The organism is Streptomyces sp. GL_148 (assembly GCF_057834205.1).
Genome location: NZ_CM174396.1, coordinates 906,016 through 920,567, shown reverse-complemented (window position 1 = coordinate 920,567; position 14,552 = coordinate 906,016). Strand labels below are relative to the sequence as shown.

General features: G+C 70.8%; 20 protein-coding genes. 8 read left to right on the top strand and 12 right to left on the bottom strand.

All coding sequences use genetic code 11. The features are described 5' to 3' along the window. Positions 1–76 precede the first annotated feature (76 nt). Positions 77–472, bottom strand: a complete 396-nt coding sequence (locus tag AC3IYI_RS04165) for a TOBE domain-containing protein (RefSeq protein ID WP_489408906.1) — start codon at positions 470–472, stop codon at positions 77–79. A gap of 149 nt (positions 473–621) precedes the next feature. Here AC3IYI_RS04165 and AC3IYI_RS04160 point away from each other — a divergent pair, with 149 nt between their 5' ends. Next, entirely contained in the window at positions 622–1,017 is a 396-nt protein-coding gene (locus tag AC3IYI_RS04160) for an RNA-binding S4 domain-containing protein (RefSeq protein ID WP_243340813.1), read from the top strand. A 509-nt stretch (positions 1,018–1,526) separates the two neighbouring features. Then, positions 1,527–4,442, top strand: a complete 2,916-nt coding sequence (locus tag AC3IYI_RS04155; protein ID WP_489408905.1) for a carbohydrate binding domain-containing protein — start codon at positions 1,527–1,529, stop codon at positions 4,440–4,442. A 16-nt stretch (positions 4,443–4,458) separates the two neighbouring features. On the opposite strand, the gene AC3IYI_RS04150 is transcribed toward AC3IYI_RS04155, so the two are convergent. Further along, positions 4,459–4,524 carry a hypothetical protein gene (locus tag AC3IYI_RS04150; RefSeq protein ID WP_489411878.1) on the bottom strand — a complete coding sequence of 22 codons (66 nt, stop codon included), beginning with the start codon at positions 4,522–4,524 and terminating at the stop codon, positions 4,459–4,461. Between the two features lie 60 nt (positions 4,525–4,584). On the opposite strand from AC3IYI_RS04150, the gene AC3IYI_RS04145 reads away from it, so the two are divergent. After that, the gene (locus AC3IYI_RS04145; protein ID WP_489408904.1) at positions 4,585–4,716 is read left to right on the top strand and encodes a hypothetical protein; all 132 of its coding nucleotides are present in this window, start codon (positions 4,585–4,587) and stop codon (positions 4,714–4,716) included. A 258-nt stretch (positions 4,717–4,974) separates the two neighbouring features. Here the strand turns inward: AC3IYI_RS04145 and AC3IYI_RS04140 are convergent, their stop codons facing one another. Beyond that, positions 4,975–5,196, bottom strand: a complete 222-nt coding sequence (locus AC3IYI_RS04140; protein ID WP_489408903.1) for an SbtR family transcriptional regulator — start codon at positions 5,194–5,196, stop codon at positions 4,975–4,977. 63 nt (positions 5,197–5,259) lie between these two features. Between AC3IYI_RS04140 and AC3IYI_RS04135 the strand changes: the two genes are divergently transcribed. Beyond that, positions 5,260–5,637: a hypothetical protein gene (locus AC3IYI_RS04135; protein ID WP_489408902.1), complete on the top strand. Its 378-nt coding sequence runs from the start codon at positions 5,260–5,262 to the stop codon at positions 5,635–5,637. Positions 5,638–5,647: 10 nt separating this feature from the next. Then, a complete protein-coding gene (locus AC3IYI_RS04130) occupies positions 5,648–5,788 on the top strand; it encodes a hypothetical protein (RefSeq protein WP_489408901.1) in 141 nt (46 codons plus the stop codon). Positions 5,789–5,804: 16 nt separating this feature from the next. On the opposite strand, the gene AC3IYI_RS04125 is transcribed toward AC3IYI_RS04130, so the two are convergent. From AC3IYI_RS04125 to AC3IYI_RS04105, 5 genes are all read right to left on the bottom strand, one after another. Further along, positions 5,805–6,215 (bottom strand): four-helix bundle copper-binding protein, encoded by a 411-nt coding sequence (locus AC3IYI_RS04125; RefSeq protein WP_489408662.1) that lies wholly within the window; start codon positions 6,213–6,215, stop codon positions 5,805–5,807. Between the two features lie 147 nt (positions 6,216–6,362). After that, entirely contained in the window at positions 6,363–6,884 is a 522-nt protein-coding gene (locus tag AC3IYI_RS04120) for a DUF4396 domain-containing protein (RefSeq protein ID WP_489408900.1), read from the bottom strand. Positions 6,885–7,043: 159 nt separating this feature from the next. Beyond that, positions 7,044–7,670 (bottom strand): DUF305 domain-containing protein, encoded by a 627-nt coding sequence (locus AC3IYI_RS04115; RefSeq protein ID WP_489408899.1) that lies wholly within the window; start codon positions 7,668–7,670, stop codon positions 7,044–7,046. Positions 7,671–7,802: 132 nt separating this feature from the next. Continuing rightward, positions 7,803–8,123 carry a DUF6153 family protein gene (locus AC3IYI_RS04110; RefSeq protein WP_489411877.1) on the bottom strand — a complete coding sequence of 107 codons (321 nt, stop codon included), beginning with the start codon at positions 8,121–8,123 and terminating at the stop codon, positions 7,803–7,805. Between the two features lie 376 nt (positions 8,124–8,499). Further along, positions 8,500–8,673 carry a hypothetical protein gene (locus AC3IYI_RS04105; protein WP_489408898.1) on the bottom strand — a complete coding sequence of 58 codons (174 nt, stop codon included), beginning with the start codon at positions 8,671–8,673 and terminating at the stop codon, positions 8,500–8,502. A 146-nt stretch (positions 8,674–8,819) separates the two neighbouring features. Here AC3IYI_RS04105 and AC3IYI_RS04100 point away from each other — a divergent pair, with 146 nt between their 5' ends. Together AC3IYI_RS04100 and AC3IYI_RS04095 are read left to right on the top strand one after the other, a co-directional pair. Next, entirely contained in the window at positions 8,820–10,202 is a 1,383-nt protein-coding gene (locus tag AC3IYI_RS04100; RefSeq protein WP_489408897.1) for a helix-turn-helix domain-containing protein, read from the top strand. 11 nt (positions 10,203–10,213) lie between these two features. Then, positions 10,214–10,444, top strand: coding sequence for a hypothetical protein (locus AC3IYI_RS04095; protein ID WP_489408896.1), 231 nt, complete (start codon positions 10,214–10,216; stop codon positions 10,442–10,444). Positions 10,445–10,746: 302 nt separating this feature from the next. On the opposite strand, the gene AC3IYI_RS04090 is transcribed toward AC3IYI_RS04095, so the two are convergent. From AC3IYI_RS04090 to AC3IYI_RS04080, 3 genes are all read right to left on the bottom strand, one after another. After that, positions 10,747–10,968 (bottom strand): hypothetical protein, encoded by a 222-nt coding sequence (locus tag AC3IYI_RS04090; RefSeq protein ID WP_489408895.1) that lies wholly within the window; start codon positions 10,966–10,968, stop codon positions 10,747–10,749. Positions 10,969–11,103: 135 nt separating this feature from the next. After that, complete coding sequence (locus AC3IYI_RS04085; RefSeq protein ID WP_489408894.1) at positions 11,104–11,748, bottom strand: NADPH-dependent F420 reductase; 645 nt, start codon at positions 11,746–11,748, stop codon at positions 11,104–11,106. A 48-nt stretch (positions 11,749–11,796) separates the two neighbouring features. Then, complete coding sequence (locus AC3IYI_RS04080; protein ID WP_489408893.1) at positions 11,797–12,609, bottom strand: inositol monophosphatase family protein; 813 nt, start codon at positions 12,607–12,609, stop codon at positions 11,797–11,799. A 114-nt stretch (positions 12,610–12,723) separates the two neighbouring features. Here AC3IYI_RS04080 and AC3IYI_RS04075 point away from each other — a divergent pair, with 114 nt between their 5' ends. Then, positions 12,724–13,656, top strand: a complete 933-nt coding sequence (locus AC3IYI_RS04075; protein WP_489408892.1) for a LysR family transcriptional regulator — start codon at positions 12,724–12,726, stop codon at positions 13,654–13,656. A 26-nt stretch (positions 13,657–13,682) separates the two neighbouring features. Here the strand turns inward: AC3IYI_RS04075 and AC3IYI_RS04070 are convergent, their stop codons facing one another. Next, positions 13,683–14,528, bottom strand: a complete 846-nt coding sequence (locus AC3IYI_RS04070; protein WP_489411876.1) for a PaaX family transcriptional regulator C-terminal domain-containing protein — start codon at positions 14,526–14,528, stop codon at positions 13,683–13,685. Positions 14,529–14,552 lie beyond the last annotated feature (24 nt).

Below are 14,552 nucleotides of genomic sequence, written 5' to 3'. Positions count from 1 at the left end.
GGACGGGCGGAGCGGGTGGGGACGCGTCGTACTGAGCGGTGTTGAACTGGGTGCTGCTGAGCGGGGTCAGGCGGGGTCAGGCGCGGTCGATGTGCACGCTGGTGGACTTCACGCGGGCGGTGGCCCGCATGCCGACCTGCAGCCCGAGCTCGTCGACGGCCTCCCGGGTGAGCAGGGAGACCAGGCGATGGGGACCGGCCTGGATCTCGACCTGGGCGGCCACGTCGCCGAGCTTGACGGCGGTCACGATCCCGGGGAAGGCGTTGCGCGCCGAGGTGTAGGTCTCGCCGTCCTCGGCGTGGGCCCCCTGCGCCACCTCGACGGAGAAGGCGGCCAGGGCGCGGCCGTCGATCAGCCGGCGACCGCCCTCGTCGCGGTGGGTCGCGACGCGGCCGGCGTCGGCCCAGCGGCGGGCGGTGTCCGGGCTGACGCCCAGAAGGCGCGCCGCCTGACCGATGGTGTAGGACTGCATGTGCGACAAGGTAGGGGCACGTGTGCCGCATTTGCAATTCCATTGGGATGATATCCATGGCAGATACCACCACCCTTGTTGGAACCGCCAAAAGCCATTCCGCTTCTACGGGCTCGGCCCGGCCCCGCTCGCCTCGCTACAGTCGGGGCATGGCTGAAGAGGGAACCGCAGGTGCGGGGTCGGGGTCGGCGCGGGTCGACGTGTGGATCTGGTCGGTCCGGCTGACGAAGACGCGGGCGATCGCCGCCACGGCGTGCCGGGCGGGGCACGTGCGGGTCAACGGGGAGCGCGCGAAGCCGGCGCAGGCGGTGCGGGCCGGGGACGAGGTGCGCCTCTTCCATGCGGGGCGGGAACGCATCGTGGTGGTCCGGCGCCCGGTGTCCAAGCGGGTCGGCGCCCCGGCCGCCGCGGAATGCCTGACGGACAACAGCCCGCCGCCGCCGACCCCGGTGGAGGCGGCGGTGGTCGGCATCCGCGACCGCGGCGCGGGCCGCCCGACGAAGCGCGAACGCCGCGAGATCGAAACCCTGCGCGGCGGCCGGTAGCGGCGAAGCCTCCGGGGCCGGCGCGGCCCCGGAGGCTTCGCCCGGCCCTGCGGCTCCCTGCGGCTCCCTGCGGCTCCCTGAGCTGCGGACGGCTCCCGCAGCCGTCGCCCAGTGGGCGCGCGCATCATTCATGTCGACTTATCGACGTCCTCAGGGTCCCGCTCTAGCCTGCGCGAATCCGCGTGGCGAAAATTTCTGCAAGCCATTGCGGCAGTTCTCCCCATAAAGGGTCCCTCCGGGCTGCCTGGACGTGCCCAGTGGTGAGATTTCCGGTTCACAAGGGGTTCACGTGCTGGTGACAGGTGGATAACCTCCCCGCAAAACCTTGCGGCAAATTTTCAATGCCGCGGAGCTGCAGGGCTGTTGGGCCCCGCTTCGAGGAGCAGACCTTGAGATCACGTACGCGATCACATCCCAGACGGCGGTCCACAGCCCTGGCCCTGGCCGTCGCAGGATGCCTGGCAGCCGCGCTGCCGGCCGCCGGAGCCTCTCTCGCCGAGGCAGCCGCCATGACCAACACGCCCACCGTCGCCCCCGCCGCCGCCGCCGCGACGGCGGCCGACGACGGCACGGCGACGGTCTTCTACTACACCAAGACCCGCAACTGGGCTGCGTACAACCTGCATTGGGCCCCCGATGGCGGTAGTTGGACGGCCGTCCCCGGCACCGGGATGGAAGCCGCCTGTACCGACTGGGTGAAGAAGACCGTCAGCCTCGGCTCGGCAGCAGGCCTCCAAGCCACCTTCAACAACGGCCAGGGCACCTGGGACAACAACGGGGGCAAGAACTACGCCCTGGGCACCGGGGTCATCACGGTCAAGGACGGGGTCGTGGCCCACAGCGACCCCTGCACCACCGACCCCGGTACCGGCGCGAGCGCCACCGTCTACTACGCGACGACCACGGTCGGCTGGCCGACCGTCAATCTGCACTGGGCCCCGACCGGTGGCTCCTGGACCACCGTCCCCGGCACCGGCATGGACCCGGCCTGCACGGGCTGGGTGAAGAAGACGGTCCCGCTCGGCTCGGCCGCCGGACTCGCCGCCACCTTCAACAACGGCAACGGCACTTGGGACAACAACAACGGCAGGAACTACGCCCTGGGCACGGGCCTGTCCACGGTGAAGGACACCACGGTCACCGCGAACGCCGCCGACCCGTGCGCCGCCGTCGTCCCCGACACGACCGCGCCCACCGTTCCCGCGAACCTGCGGGCCGCCGCCACCGACGTGTCCACCGTCGTGACCTGGGACGCCGCCACGGACGACCGGGGAGTGAGCGGCTACCAGGTCACCCGCTCGGGCGGCACGAAGGGCACCGTGGTCACCTCCGTCACCTCCACGGTCCTCACCGAATCCGGGCTGGAGGAGCGCACCGCCTACACCTACACGGTCAAGGCGGCGGACGCCGCCGGGAACCTCTCCGCCGCCTCCGCCGCGGCCGTCGCCACCACGGGCACCCGGCCCCCGGCCCCGGCCGGATCCGCGCCGCTGGGCGGCGACCCGCGCAGGGACCCGATCTACTTCGTGCTCACCGCCCGCTTCAACGACGGTGACAGTGCCAACAACCGGGGCGGCAGCCAGGACGTGAAGTCCGGGAACGCCGCCAACAACGACCCGATGTTCCGCGGGGACTTCAAGGGTCTGGTCGAGAAACTGGACTACGTCAAAGCCCTCGGCTTCTCCGCGATCTGGATCACCCCGGTCGTGCTGAACCGCTCCGACTACGACTACCACGGCTATCACGGCTACGACTTCTACAAGGTCGACCCGCGCCTGGAATCCGCCGGCGCCTCCTATCAGGACCTCATCAACGCCGCCCACGCCAAGGGCGTCAAGATCTATCAGGACGTGGTCTACAACCACAGCGCCCGCTGGGGAGCCAAGGGCCTGTTCACCCCCACCGTCTTCGGCGTGCGCGACGCGCAGTGGTCCTGGTACTACGACGAGAAGCAGGCCGGCTTCGAGTACGACGGCCTCACCGTGGACCCCAAGAGCGGAAAGTCGTACTACAACGGCGACTTGTGGTCGACGGCCGAGCCGGCCGGGAACACCTGCGTCAACTGGGGCGTGGCCACCCCGTACAAGAGCGCCGAGGGCTACACCATCTACAACTGCCAGTGGCCGAACCCGACCTCGGGCATGTTCCCGAAAGCCCTGTTCCACCAGTGCTGGATAGGCAACTGGGAGGGTGAGGACGCCCGTTCCTGCTGGATCCACGAGGACCTGGCGGACTTCAACACCGAGAACCCCACCGTCCAGAACTACCTCATCGGCGCGTACAACAAGTACATCGACATGGGCGTCGACGGGTTCCGCGTCGACACGGCCGTGCACATCCCCCGCGTCACCTGGAACCGGCGCTTCCTGCCCGCCATCCAGCAGCGCGTGGCCCAGCAGTTCGGCGCCCAGAAGGCCGAGGACTTCTACGTCTTCGGCGAGGTCGGCTCCTTCGTCAACGACAAGTGGAACCGCGGCTCGGCCAACCAGTCCGCGCAGTACTACACCTGGAAGGAGTCCGCGACGTACAGCGCGGACGACGCCACCGCCGCCGTCCAGCAGTACACGACCGACAACGACCCGGCCAAACAGCCGACCAGCACCAACGCCTTCCTGAGCGGCAACCTCTACCACGCCCCCGACCACAGCAAGTTCTCCGGCATGAACGTCATCGACATGCGCATGCACATGAACTTCGGGGACGCCAACAACGCCTTCCAGAACGGCAAGGACTCCGACGACAGCTACAACGACGCCACCTACAACGTCGTCTACGTCGACAGCCACGACTTCGGCCCCGGCAAATCCTCCACCCGTTACGCGGGCGGCACCGAGGCCTGGGCCGAGAACATGGCCCTGATGTGGACCTTCCGCGGTATCCCGACCCTGTACTACGGCTCCGAGACCGAGTTCCAGGCCGGCAAGCAGATCGACTGCGGCCCGACCTGCCCGCTCGCCGGCACCGGCCGCGCCTACTACGGGGACAAGATCGCGGGATCGGTCACCGCCTCCGGCTTCTCGAAGGTCGCCACCGCCACCGGGCCGGTCGCCACCACCCTCGAATCCCCGCTGGTCAAACACCTCCAGCGGCTGAACGAGATCCGCCGCGCCGTGCCCGCCCTCCAGATGGGCCAGTACTCCACGGAGGGAGTCTCGGGAGGCATGGCCTTCAAGCGCCGCTACACCGACACGGCCACCGGAGTGGACAGCTTCGCCCTGGTGACCGTCACCGGGTCCGCCACGTACACGGGCGTCCCCAACGGCACGTACAAGGACGCCGTCACCGGCGACGTGAAGACGGTCTCCAACGGCACCCTGTCCGTCCCGGCCCCCGGAAAGGGCAACCTCCGGGTCTACATCCTCGACCTGGCCGGCAGCAACGCCGCCCCCGGCAAGGTGGGCACCGCCGGCCCCTACCTCAAGTAGCCGCGCGGGAGCCCCGTCAGCGCAGGCCGCGGGAGAGACGGGTCTTGACCGTGCCCTGCGCGAGGCCGAGCCGTTCGGCGATCCCCCGGTTGCCGAGTCCGTCGGCGAGCGCGACGGATGGTGGTGGGCAGAGAAGCGGCCCATGACGGTGAAGATCACGTCGGGGCTGAGCGCAGCGCGGTGTCCGACCGCGCTGTGCACCACCTCCCCGAACGGCCCCGTCGGCATCGGCGGGGCCGCTGACCGGCCCGGCTTCGAGCCGGCCGCCCGGTGACGTTGAGCGTCGGCGTTCCGGCGGGGGCCTCCGTCGGCTCCGCCAGTACCTCCGGCAGGGCCGGGCCGTCGATCGCGGCTACGGGGAAGACGGGGGGCTTCGCGCCCCGGCGGGCGTGTCCGGTCGACGCCGGTTCGCCGGTTCGCCGGTGAGCATCCACCCCCACGTCGTCAGCGAGATCCGGTAGATCCGCGCGGACGACTTCACGCTGTCTGGTGACCCCGGTGTCGATCACACGAAGCGGTGGGCCGGGCGGGTTCAGGGAGCCGGACGCAGGCCGTCGAGGGTGACGGCGACCAGCCGGGTCACCGACGCCTGGGAGGTGAGGGTGGCCGCTGCGGTCAGGGCGTGCAGGCAGTACTGGGCGAGCTCGGCGGATGGGACGTCGGAGCGCAGGTCGCCGGCTTCGGCTGCTTCGGCGATCAGGTGCTGGAGCATGCCGTGCAGGTGCCGCTCGGCGTGGGTGACGTGCTCGCCCATCGTGCTGATCGTGGTGTTCGTGGTCGTGCACCTGGCCGGCGGCGGCATGGCGGGGCACGGGTCGTGAGCCCGTTCCCGCCGCGACTGCGCAAACTGGCCCTCACGCTCCACGTCGCCACGTCGGTCGGCTGGCTGGGCGCGGTCGCGGCGTTCCTCGCCCTCGCCGTCGCGGGGCTGACCAGTGGCGCACCCCAGACGGTGCGGGGCGCCTACCTCGCCATGGACGTGGTCGGCTGGTACGTGATCGTCCCGTTCAGCGTCGCCTGCCTGCTGACCGGCCTGGTGCAGTGCCTCGGCACGGTGTGGGGGCTGCTGCGCCACTACTGGGTCATCGCCAAGCTCCTGATCACCGTGGTGGGCGACCGTTTTGCTGCTGGTTCACATGCAGCCGGTCGGACACCTCGCGGACGCAGCCGCCCGCGCGGCCCTTACGGGCGGTGAGCTCGAGGGCATGCGCGTCCAGCTGGTCGCGGACGCCGCCGCCGCCCTGCTCGTGCTTCTCACGGCGGCCGCGCTGTCGGTGTTCAAGCCGCGCGGGATGACCCGTTACGGGCGCCGCCTCCAGCGCCGGCAGATCCCCCAGCCGCGCTGACCAGCCCCCGGTCCTGTCAGCCGAGGGCGCCGAGGAGTTCGTTGCACGCCTGCTCGCAGGAGCGGCAGGCTTCGGCGCAGAGGCGGCAGTGCTCGTGCATGTCCGCGTGGCGTCCGCATTCGTCGGCGCACGCCTTGCAGACCATGGCGCACGCGTTCAGGATCGCGGCGGTGATGTTGGCGTCGTAGCCGGTGTGGCGGGAGAGGACCGCGGCGGTGGCGGTGCAGATGTCGGCGCAGTCCATGTCGGTGCGAATGCACTTCGCCAGATCGCCCACCATGCCCTCGGACAGGCAGGCGTCCGCGCACGCCGTGCACGCCTGGGCGCAGGCGATGCATTCCTCGATGCAGCGGGTGAGCTTGGCCTGGTCGATGGCGCCGAGGTCGGCCGGGTAGGTGGCGAGCATGTCCTTGACGGTGCTGGACATCGTCGGTGCCTCCGTTCCCCGCGGGGCCGGCGGATCCGGGACGGCCGCCGTCGAAGCCCCCGGTACCTCCAGCTAACGCCCGTCCACGCGAACGCGCCCGGCCGCACCGCAAGGGTGGGGCCGGGCGCGGGTGCCGTACGAGCCGGGTCAGTGGTAGGCGTGGACGACGGCGTGGCCCTTGCCGCGGCCGATCATCCACTTGTTCACCGGGGTCGTGATCACGAAGGCGACGGCGAAGCCGCCCAGCAGCGCCGCCCAGAACAGCGTGTCCGACAGGTGGGCGTCCATCGCGCCGGGGACCAGGGCAATGATTCCGTTGTCGACGAGCTCCATCACCGCGATCGAGACGGTGTCGGCGGCCAGCGCGACCTTCACGGCCGTCTTGAAGTCCAGGCCGGCCTTGCGGACCGCGAACAGGGTGAACGAGTAGCCGAAGACGAACGCCAGCGCGATCGCCAGGATCATCGTCTGGACGTTGCCCCACATCAGGGCGGTGCCGATGACCATGCCGAGGATCTCGCCGATGGCGCATCCCGTCAGGCAGTGCAGCGTCGCCTTCGCCGCGGCCCCCCACGTCACCCCGCCCATCTGGTGCCCGGCATGACCCGTGTGCGCCTGGTGCGCGGCGTGGTCGTGCGCGGTGCTGGTGTGGTGTGCGCTGTGATCCATGACCGTCATCCCCAATCCCGTCCAGTGTGACCCCGCTCCCGCGGACTCACACCAACCGTATACCCCCCAGGGGTATTTCGCGAGGTGGTTGAGCTCAGCAAAAACGGGAGGGGTGTGCCGGGCCACGAAGGCTCGGCACACCCCTCCCGCCGCGTCAGGTCAGCTCTTGCCGAGCAGGCTGTTCATCCTGGTGATCTCAGCACTCTGCGAGGTGATGATGGCGTCGGCCATGGTCTTGGCGTCGAGGAAGGCGCCGTCCGCCTTCTCCGTCTTCGCCATCGCCACGGCGCCCTCGTGGTGCTTGATCATCATTTCCATGAAGGCGGTGTCGAACGCCTTGCCCGAGGACGCCTTCAGCTCGTCCATCTCCTCAGGCGTCATCATTCCGTCGCCGGCGCCGTGCATGGAGTGGTCCATGGCACCCTCGGCAGGGACCTGCTCGCCCCAGGAAGTCAGCCAGCCCGAGAGCGTCTTGATCTCCGGGTCCTGGGCCTTCTTGATCTCGTCGGCGAGCTTCTTCACCTCGGCGGACTCGGCCCTGGTGGGCGCGAGGTCGGCCATCTCCACGGCCTGACGGTGGTGGGGGATCATCCCCTCGGCGAACGCGACGTCGGCCGCGTTGTGCTGACCCTGCGAGGCAGGAGCGGACGAGGACGCCGAGGGCGAAGGGCTGTGGCCGTTGTGCCCGGCGGAGGTGTCGTCGCTCGACCCGCACGCGACGAGCACGAAGGAGGCGGCGCCCGCGACAGCGACGAGGGCGGTCCGGCGGATGAGGTTGTTGTTCATGATGCTGCGACTCCTTGACGCGCCGGCCCTTGGCAGGGCAGGCGCCGATACGGACATAGGACGTGCCGGAGCAGGGCATCCCCGTCGGCCGGGCCGGGCCGGGCCGGGACGGGGGGTGCCATGCGGGCGGTCCTATATCCGCAGGAGTTGCAGCTCGGCGAGATCGGGCGGAGCACGCCCGCTCTCTGGGGTCCCCGCCGCGCTACCAGGCACCATCACCGGTGCGGGCCCGGTATCGAGAGCTGCGGCCAGGGCGGGGGGCGCGTACGCAGCTCCGACACCGGTCGCCGCACACGTGCCGTCCGCGTGGTCCGCGTGGCCCATTCCGCCGTCAGTGTGCGAGCAGTCACCAGCCACCTGCCGGCCGGCCTCTTCGTGAGCCATCGCCATGGCGTGGCCCCTGACGGCCGCCGACGGCTTCGCGGGCGCCGGTCCGGGCCCCAGGCCGTGCATAGCCAGCACACCGGCCAGCACCGCCAGCACCGGCAGTACGAAGCCACGCCTGACAGGGCGCCGCCTCGACTGCATCGTGCTGGTCATGCGGTCATCGTACGATCCGCCCCCACGGCTTCGCCTCCCCCGACCGTCCGCGACCCACCGACCCCTGGCGCGGCGGGACCTGCGGGCGTTCCCGGACGTCGTCCGTGAACCGCCGGCCCGGCCGGCCACAGTGCGGGCTCCGGTCAGTGAGCGCCCATCGCTTCGTGCGATCTCCTGAACCGCCGTTCCCCGAGCTGGTGCAGAAGTGGGCCCGGAGGGTGCTTGGCGCACGATCTGACACTGATGTTCCTCAGGCCGGGCCGCTTGCCCTGCAGCGGCGGGCCGCACGTCAGCGTGCGGCGATGGTGCACACGCAGGTCACGATGAGGGCCACGGCCGTTCCGGCTGCGGTCAGTGGCGCGTTCAGGGCCGGGTGGCGGTGGACGGTGTAGCCGATGGCGGCTGCCAGGAGCAGCGTTACCAGGATCAGGAGCAGTAGTACGGCCAGGGCGATCGAGGACATGGGGTCTTCCTTTCGTCGGGGCGGGGAAGTTGGCCGGTGTCGGCTCTGTGATCGACCTTCGCGCCTAGGCTCGGTGTCCCCTCCTGGGAGCAGGTGGTTTCCCGGTGGGGAAGATTTCCGTGTGCCTTGGGGGAGCAGGAGCAGTCATGTCTGAGAGCGATGGCCGCAGCGGGAGCGGGGGCGGTTCCGGCTTGGAGGGTGCGGGGGAGCCGGGTTCCGTGGCGGCGGCGCGGGCGCTGGGTGAGCAGCTGCGGCTGCTGCGGGAGAACGCCGGTCTGTCGCAGCGGGCGATGGTCGCCCTGCACGGCGGGAGCATCACGTCGGTGTCGCGGTACGAGAACGGGGACCGGCTGCCGCGCAGTGCGTACGTGGAGGCGTTGCTGGAGGAGGCGGACCGGCGCGGGCGGGCCCCGCTCACCACCGCTGTGCGTGAGTTGGTGACGGCCCTGTACGAGCGGGCGCTGGGCCCGGTGGGCGGGCGCAACAGTGAGCGGGCCGCGCTCTACGAACAGGAGCGGGCACTGCGGGAGGTTCAGGACCGGGAGGCCGAGACCGCCCGGCTGCTGGCCGAGCTGGCCGAGCTGGCCGACCATGGGCAGGCCCCGCAGGCCGGCACCGAACCCGGGGACGGGGTGGACGCGCGGGCGGCGCAGCTGGAACGGCGCAGCGCCCACCTGGCCGTGCAGCGGCAGCGGATCCTGGGCGAGATCGACCGCCTCCTGACCCGGCTTCCCGGCGAGGACTCCACTGCACTCGTACCCCACCGTGGGATGTGGCCGTTTCCCGAGGCTGTTTCCGGCACTGGCCGCGAGGCTGTTTCCCCCTGGAGACACCGTCTCCCGCTCGCAGGTCTGGCCGCCGTCTTGTTCGCGGTGGCCGCGATCGTCTGGGGGGCGGTACTGCTCCAGCGGGGGAATCCGGCGGCGGGAGAGAGCCCGGTAGCCGATGACGGCCCGCAGCCCGTGAGCTCCGCATCGTCCCCGACCCCGCCCCCTTCACCGAGCCCCACGCCCTCGCCGACGCCGACGCCTTCCCCCACACCGTCCGCCCCGGCCTCCACCTCCCCCTCGCCGAGCCCGGCGCCCGTCCCGCCGCCGAGCCCCACCCCGCCCCCGGCGAGCGAACCCCCCACCCCGACGGTGCCTTCGGCCGTACGCGTCCGGTGGCGCGGAACGCTGACGCTGGACGACGGAAGCAAAACCGGGATCCCGACGACGGGCTGGTTCCTGGATCCCGTCCCGCCCCAGCGGGCACCGCTGGGGGACCTCGGACTGTCCTGCCAACTCAGCTGCGATCCAGGACGCTACGTCGGCAACAGGATCGTCGCCTTCAACGGTCCCGGGACACCCGGCCGCCAAACGTGCGCCGACCTCCTGAACGCAAACCTCGGCCAACGCACCGCCGACGTCCCCGCAGGCCGCTCCGCCTGCTTCGAAACCGAAGACGGCCGGGTCGGATACTTCACACCCGGCGCAGGAAACGGTGGCCAGGTCAGACTTCAAACGACCGTGTGGGAACTACCCGCCTGAACGATCAGGTCGTGACCAGCGAACACCCCGTCAAGAAGGGCGTCCGCCGGGAGTACGGCGGCGTCCTGGGCAACAGACTGGGCACGATCCTCGCCCGGATCGCAGTCATCTCCCAGTACGACTACAAGACCACCGACAACGCCTACGAGCTCGCCGACACGAGCCGGAAGATCGGCACGATCACCGCCTACTGCGAGCGGGTGGCCCGCAACAAGTACCCGAACGCGGTGAACGGGACGTGAGCGCACCACCGCCCTCCTCTCCTTCCTCCCCCGACGAGCGGTCCGCTCAGTCCGCGGCGCGCTGGGAGGGCGACGGACCGACACAGCGGCAGGCCGCGGCCACCCGGGCCCTGCTCCGCCTGACGGCCACACCTCTGGGTGGCGGCCCCGTGGTGAGGGGTGTCCTGCCGCTGCGGCACCATCGGGACCTCGTCCGTGTCGTCGTAGGGGACGGTGCCACCCCGACCGCGTCGACGGCGTACGGCGTCCCCCTGTTGGACCGCGACGGGAACGACATCCCTGCCACCGAGCTGCCGGCCGCCCTACGACAGCTCGTACGGCACGCCCCGGGGAACCGCCCCCTCGCCTCGGACGGACCCGGCATCCCCGTGGTGCCGGTGGACACCGTGCGACTCATCCTGGACGCCCACCCCGCGGAACTCGACCTCGCGGACGGCCTCCACGCGGCCGCCACCGGCATCGCGCCGAGCGCCGACACCGACAACCAGGACGGCCTCGTCCTGCTGGGCTTCCTCCTGCTCCACGACGAACGCGCACGCCTCTACCTCATCGGCGGCTTGCCTACCCGACCCCGTCGGCCTCGACGTCCGCCTCCCAGCGCCCAGCTGCCTCGCACGAGCCCGCTACCTGGTTTTGGTCTGAATCCCGGTCTTGGCGGGTCAGCGGGCGAGGGAGACGGCGAAGGGCTTGAAGCCGTGTCGGCGCAGGATGTGGGGCACGATCAGGATCATGGCTTCGGTGGCGCGGGCTGTGGTGATGTCGCCGAGGTCCTCGATCCGTTCGGGCTGCCAGCCCAGGTCGCCCAGCAGGCCGGTGACGGTCTTCTTCGCGTTCTCGTCGTCGCCCGAGAGATAGGCGGTCGGTGGGGTGCCCAGGGTTTCGGGAGCGGTCATGACCATGAACAGCATGGTGTTGAGGGTCTTGACCACACGAGTGTCAGGGAGGGCGGCCTGGAGCTTCTCGGCGAGGCTGCTGCCGGGATAGCGCAGGTCGCCGGGCAGGCCGTCAGCGGTGTCGCGGGTTGCGTTGGAGACGTCGATGAGGATCTTGCCGGAGAGCTCGGCGTGCAGGTCGGTGAGGCGGTCCAGGGAACTGTCGCCGGGCGTCGCGTTGATCACGATGTCCGCGGTGCGGGCAGTGGTGCGCTGGTCGGCCAAGGCGATCCGCGAGGCGAGTCCGGCGGTCCGGGCGGCGGTGACTTCGGGGTTCCGGCTGCCGAGGGTGACGTGGTGTCCGGCTGCGGAGAGCTTGCCGGCGAGGTTGGTGCCGACGCGGCCGGCGCCCAGGATGCCGATGTTGGTCATGCGGTGATGCTCCTTGCGGTATCGGGTGGGAAGGGCGGAGACGTCCGGTCAGGCGATCGGCGAGAGGACCTTGAGGGCGGCGGCGTGGATGCCGGGGGCGGCGGCCAGGAAGTCGCGGCTGGCCGTGTTCCAGGGTTCGCCCGCCAGGTCGGTGACGATGCCTCCGGCCTCGGAGACCAGCAGGGCGCCGGCGACCAGGCCGGAGCGGACGTCGGAGAACTGCCAGAACGCGTCCATGCGTCCGGCGGCGACGTGGATGAGCTGCATCGTGGCGGGTACGGACACGCGCACGACCAGGCCGTTGACGAGCATCGCGGTGACCGAGTCACCGATCCGCCGGAAGGTGCGCTCGTCCTCGCCGGGCTTGGCCTGGCCGGTGCCGATGAGTGCGGCGCCCAGGTCGGTCTTGGCGGACACCCTCAGGGGCCGGCCGCCCAGGCGGGCGCCGCCGCCAGCGACGGCGGTGTAGGTGTCGCCGGTCAGCGGCAGGTGGACGACGGTGAGTACCGGCTGGTTGTCGCGGACCAGGGTGGCGGTGACGGCCCAGTCGTCCATGCCGTGGACGTGGTTGATGTTGCCCTCGGCGGGGTCGACGACCCACCACTCCCCGGGCGGGAGCGCACCGCCGGCCAGCTCGTCCTCGGCCCACTGCGACCCCGGCCGGGCCCGCAGCAGGGGTTCCCGCAGCACGTCCAGCACCGCGTCGTCGTTGGCGTGGATCTCGCCGACGACCTCGTCCAGACTCACGCCCCGGGCGTGCGAGGTGTAGCGGTCGCGCAGTGTGACGCCGGCGGCCTCCACCGCGGCGGTCACGTCGGACAGAAGCGTCGTACCGGCGTCGAAAGGCATGACTGTGCTCATGGTGGGCTCCCTGGGATCGATAGAAGCGGGGCTGTTGTCCCGCCCCGCACTTCGAAGGTAGGCCGCTCGATCATTAACAACAAGTGCATGCTTTTCACTTGTAGAGTTACTGTCATGCAACTGGATTTGAACCTGCTCACGGCCCTCGATGCCCTGCTGGAGGAGGGGAGCGTCGCGGGCGCGGCCGCACGCCTCCACGTCACCTCACCGGCGATGAGCCGCTCCCTGGGCCGTATCCGCAAGGCCACCGGTGACCAGATCCTTGTCCGTACCGGTCGCAGCATGGTCCCCACCACCCGCGCGCTGGCCATGCGCGCCGAGGTCCACGCCCTGGTGCAGCAGGCCCACCAGCTTCTTTCCGCGCAACAGGAACTCGACCTGGCGGCTCTGGACCGGGTGTTCACCGTGCGCTGGCACGACGCCCTGACCTCCGCATGCGGCACCACGCTGATCACCGCCGTCCACCGCCAGGCCCCCGGCGTCCGACTGCGCCTGTCCGCCGAACCCGGGACGGACGACGCCGAGCTGCGCCGTGGTGAGGTCGACCTCGAATCGAGCTCCAGCACTCCGACGCTCCCCGACATCCGCCACCGCCTCGTGGGCAGGGACCGGCTCATCGTCGCCGTCCGACCGGGGCACCCGCTCACCGAAGGCCCGCTGAGCCTCGAGCGCTACGCAGCCGCCGAACACCTCACCGTGTCGCGGCGCGGAAGCCTGCGCGACCCGATCGACGACGCCCTGACCACACGCGGCCTCGACCGACGTGTCGCCGCCGCCGGGCCCACCGCCGCCTTCGCACTGCAACTCGCCCTCGACACCGACCTGGTCGTCACCCTCCCCGACGCGGTCACCCGCACCGCCCGGGAACAACTCGGCCTGGCCACACTGCCACCGCCACTCCCGCTGCCCGACGTCCCCCTGTACCTGCTGTGGCACCAGCGCTACGACGACGACCGCGCCCACACCTGGCTGCGAGACCTCGCCACTGAAACCGTTCAGGCACTCTTCACACCACCGACCGCTCGCAACAGCGATGCGCCATGTTGAGCCTGAGGTGAGTCTTTGCCCAGGTGTCAGCCCGCGGCCCGGTCTGCAGCTTCTCGGGTGATGTCGGCGTAGAGGCGGAAGAGGGTTGGGCGGGCTTCGCCGCCTTCTCGTTCGTGCAGGACCGCCCAGCACCGGGCGACGAGCTCCCGGGCCTCGGTGCCGGGCCAGGGCTGGGGCAGGAGCTGAGGCGGCAACAGCGGGTCGGGCTCCATCGCGCGGGTGAGTTCGGCGGCAAGCTCGACCGCGATGGTGAGGAGTTCGGACTCGCGGAGTCCGGCAGGGCCGGTGAGCCGGGTGAGGCGGGGCCGGGCGACGCGGCCGAGGCGGTGGTAGCGGTCGGCGATCTCCTGCAGGGACCACAGGCTGCGGGCGAGTTCGACAGGCTCGTGGGTGTCGCCCTTGCGCAGGTCGGTCGTGGTGAGGAGGGTGAGCGCACCATGGGCGCCGAGGCGCTGGGCCGCTTCTTCTACGTACGGTTCCCAGGCGTTGGCGCAGACGTACAGTCCGCCCTGGAGCGGGGCGCCGCCGAGGTGGACGAGCGTCTCACGCAGGGCGTCCCGGGCCGTGCGCGCCGATTCGGGCACTGCGAAGGCGGCCAGGTGCCAGACGCCGTCCCAGGGAGCGAGTCCGGCGTCCTGCTGGAACGCGTGCCGGAGGAAGTCCGCGTTGGGAGCCAGGGCGCGCGTGGTGTCCGCGGTCGCGTGCAGCTGCGCCTTGCGGCCACGGCCCTCGTGGGTGAAGCGGCCCTCGGCCACGAGGCGTTTGACGCACAGCCGCACCTGTTGGTCGCTCATGCCCAGGGTGTTGGCGACGGTGTAGAGCTCGTCCGCGCCGACGGTGCCGTCCTCGCGGATCAGCGCGTGGACGAGCATGCGGGTGGGGACCTCGACGTGGTC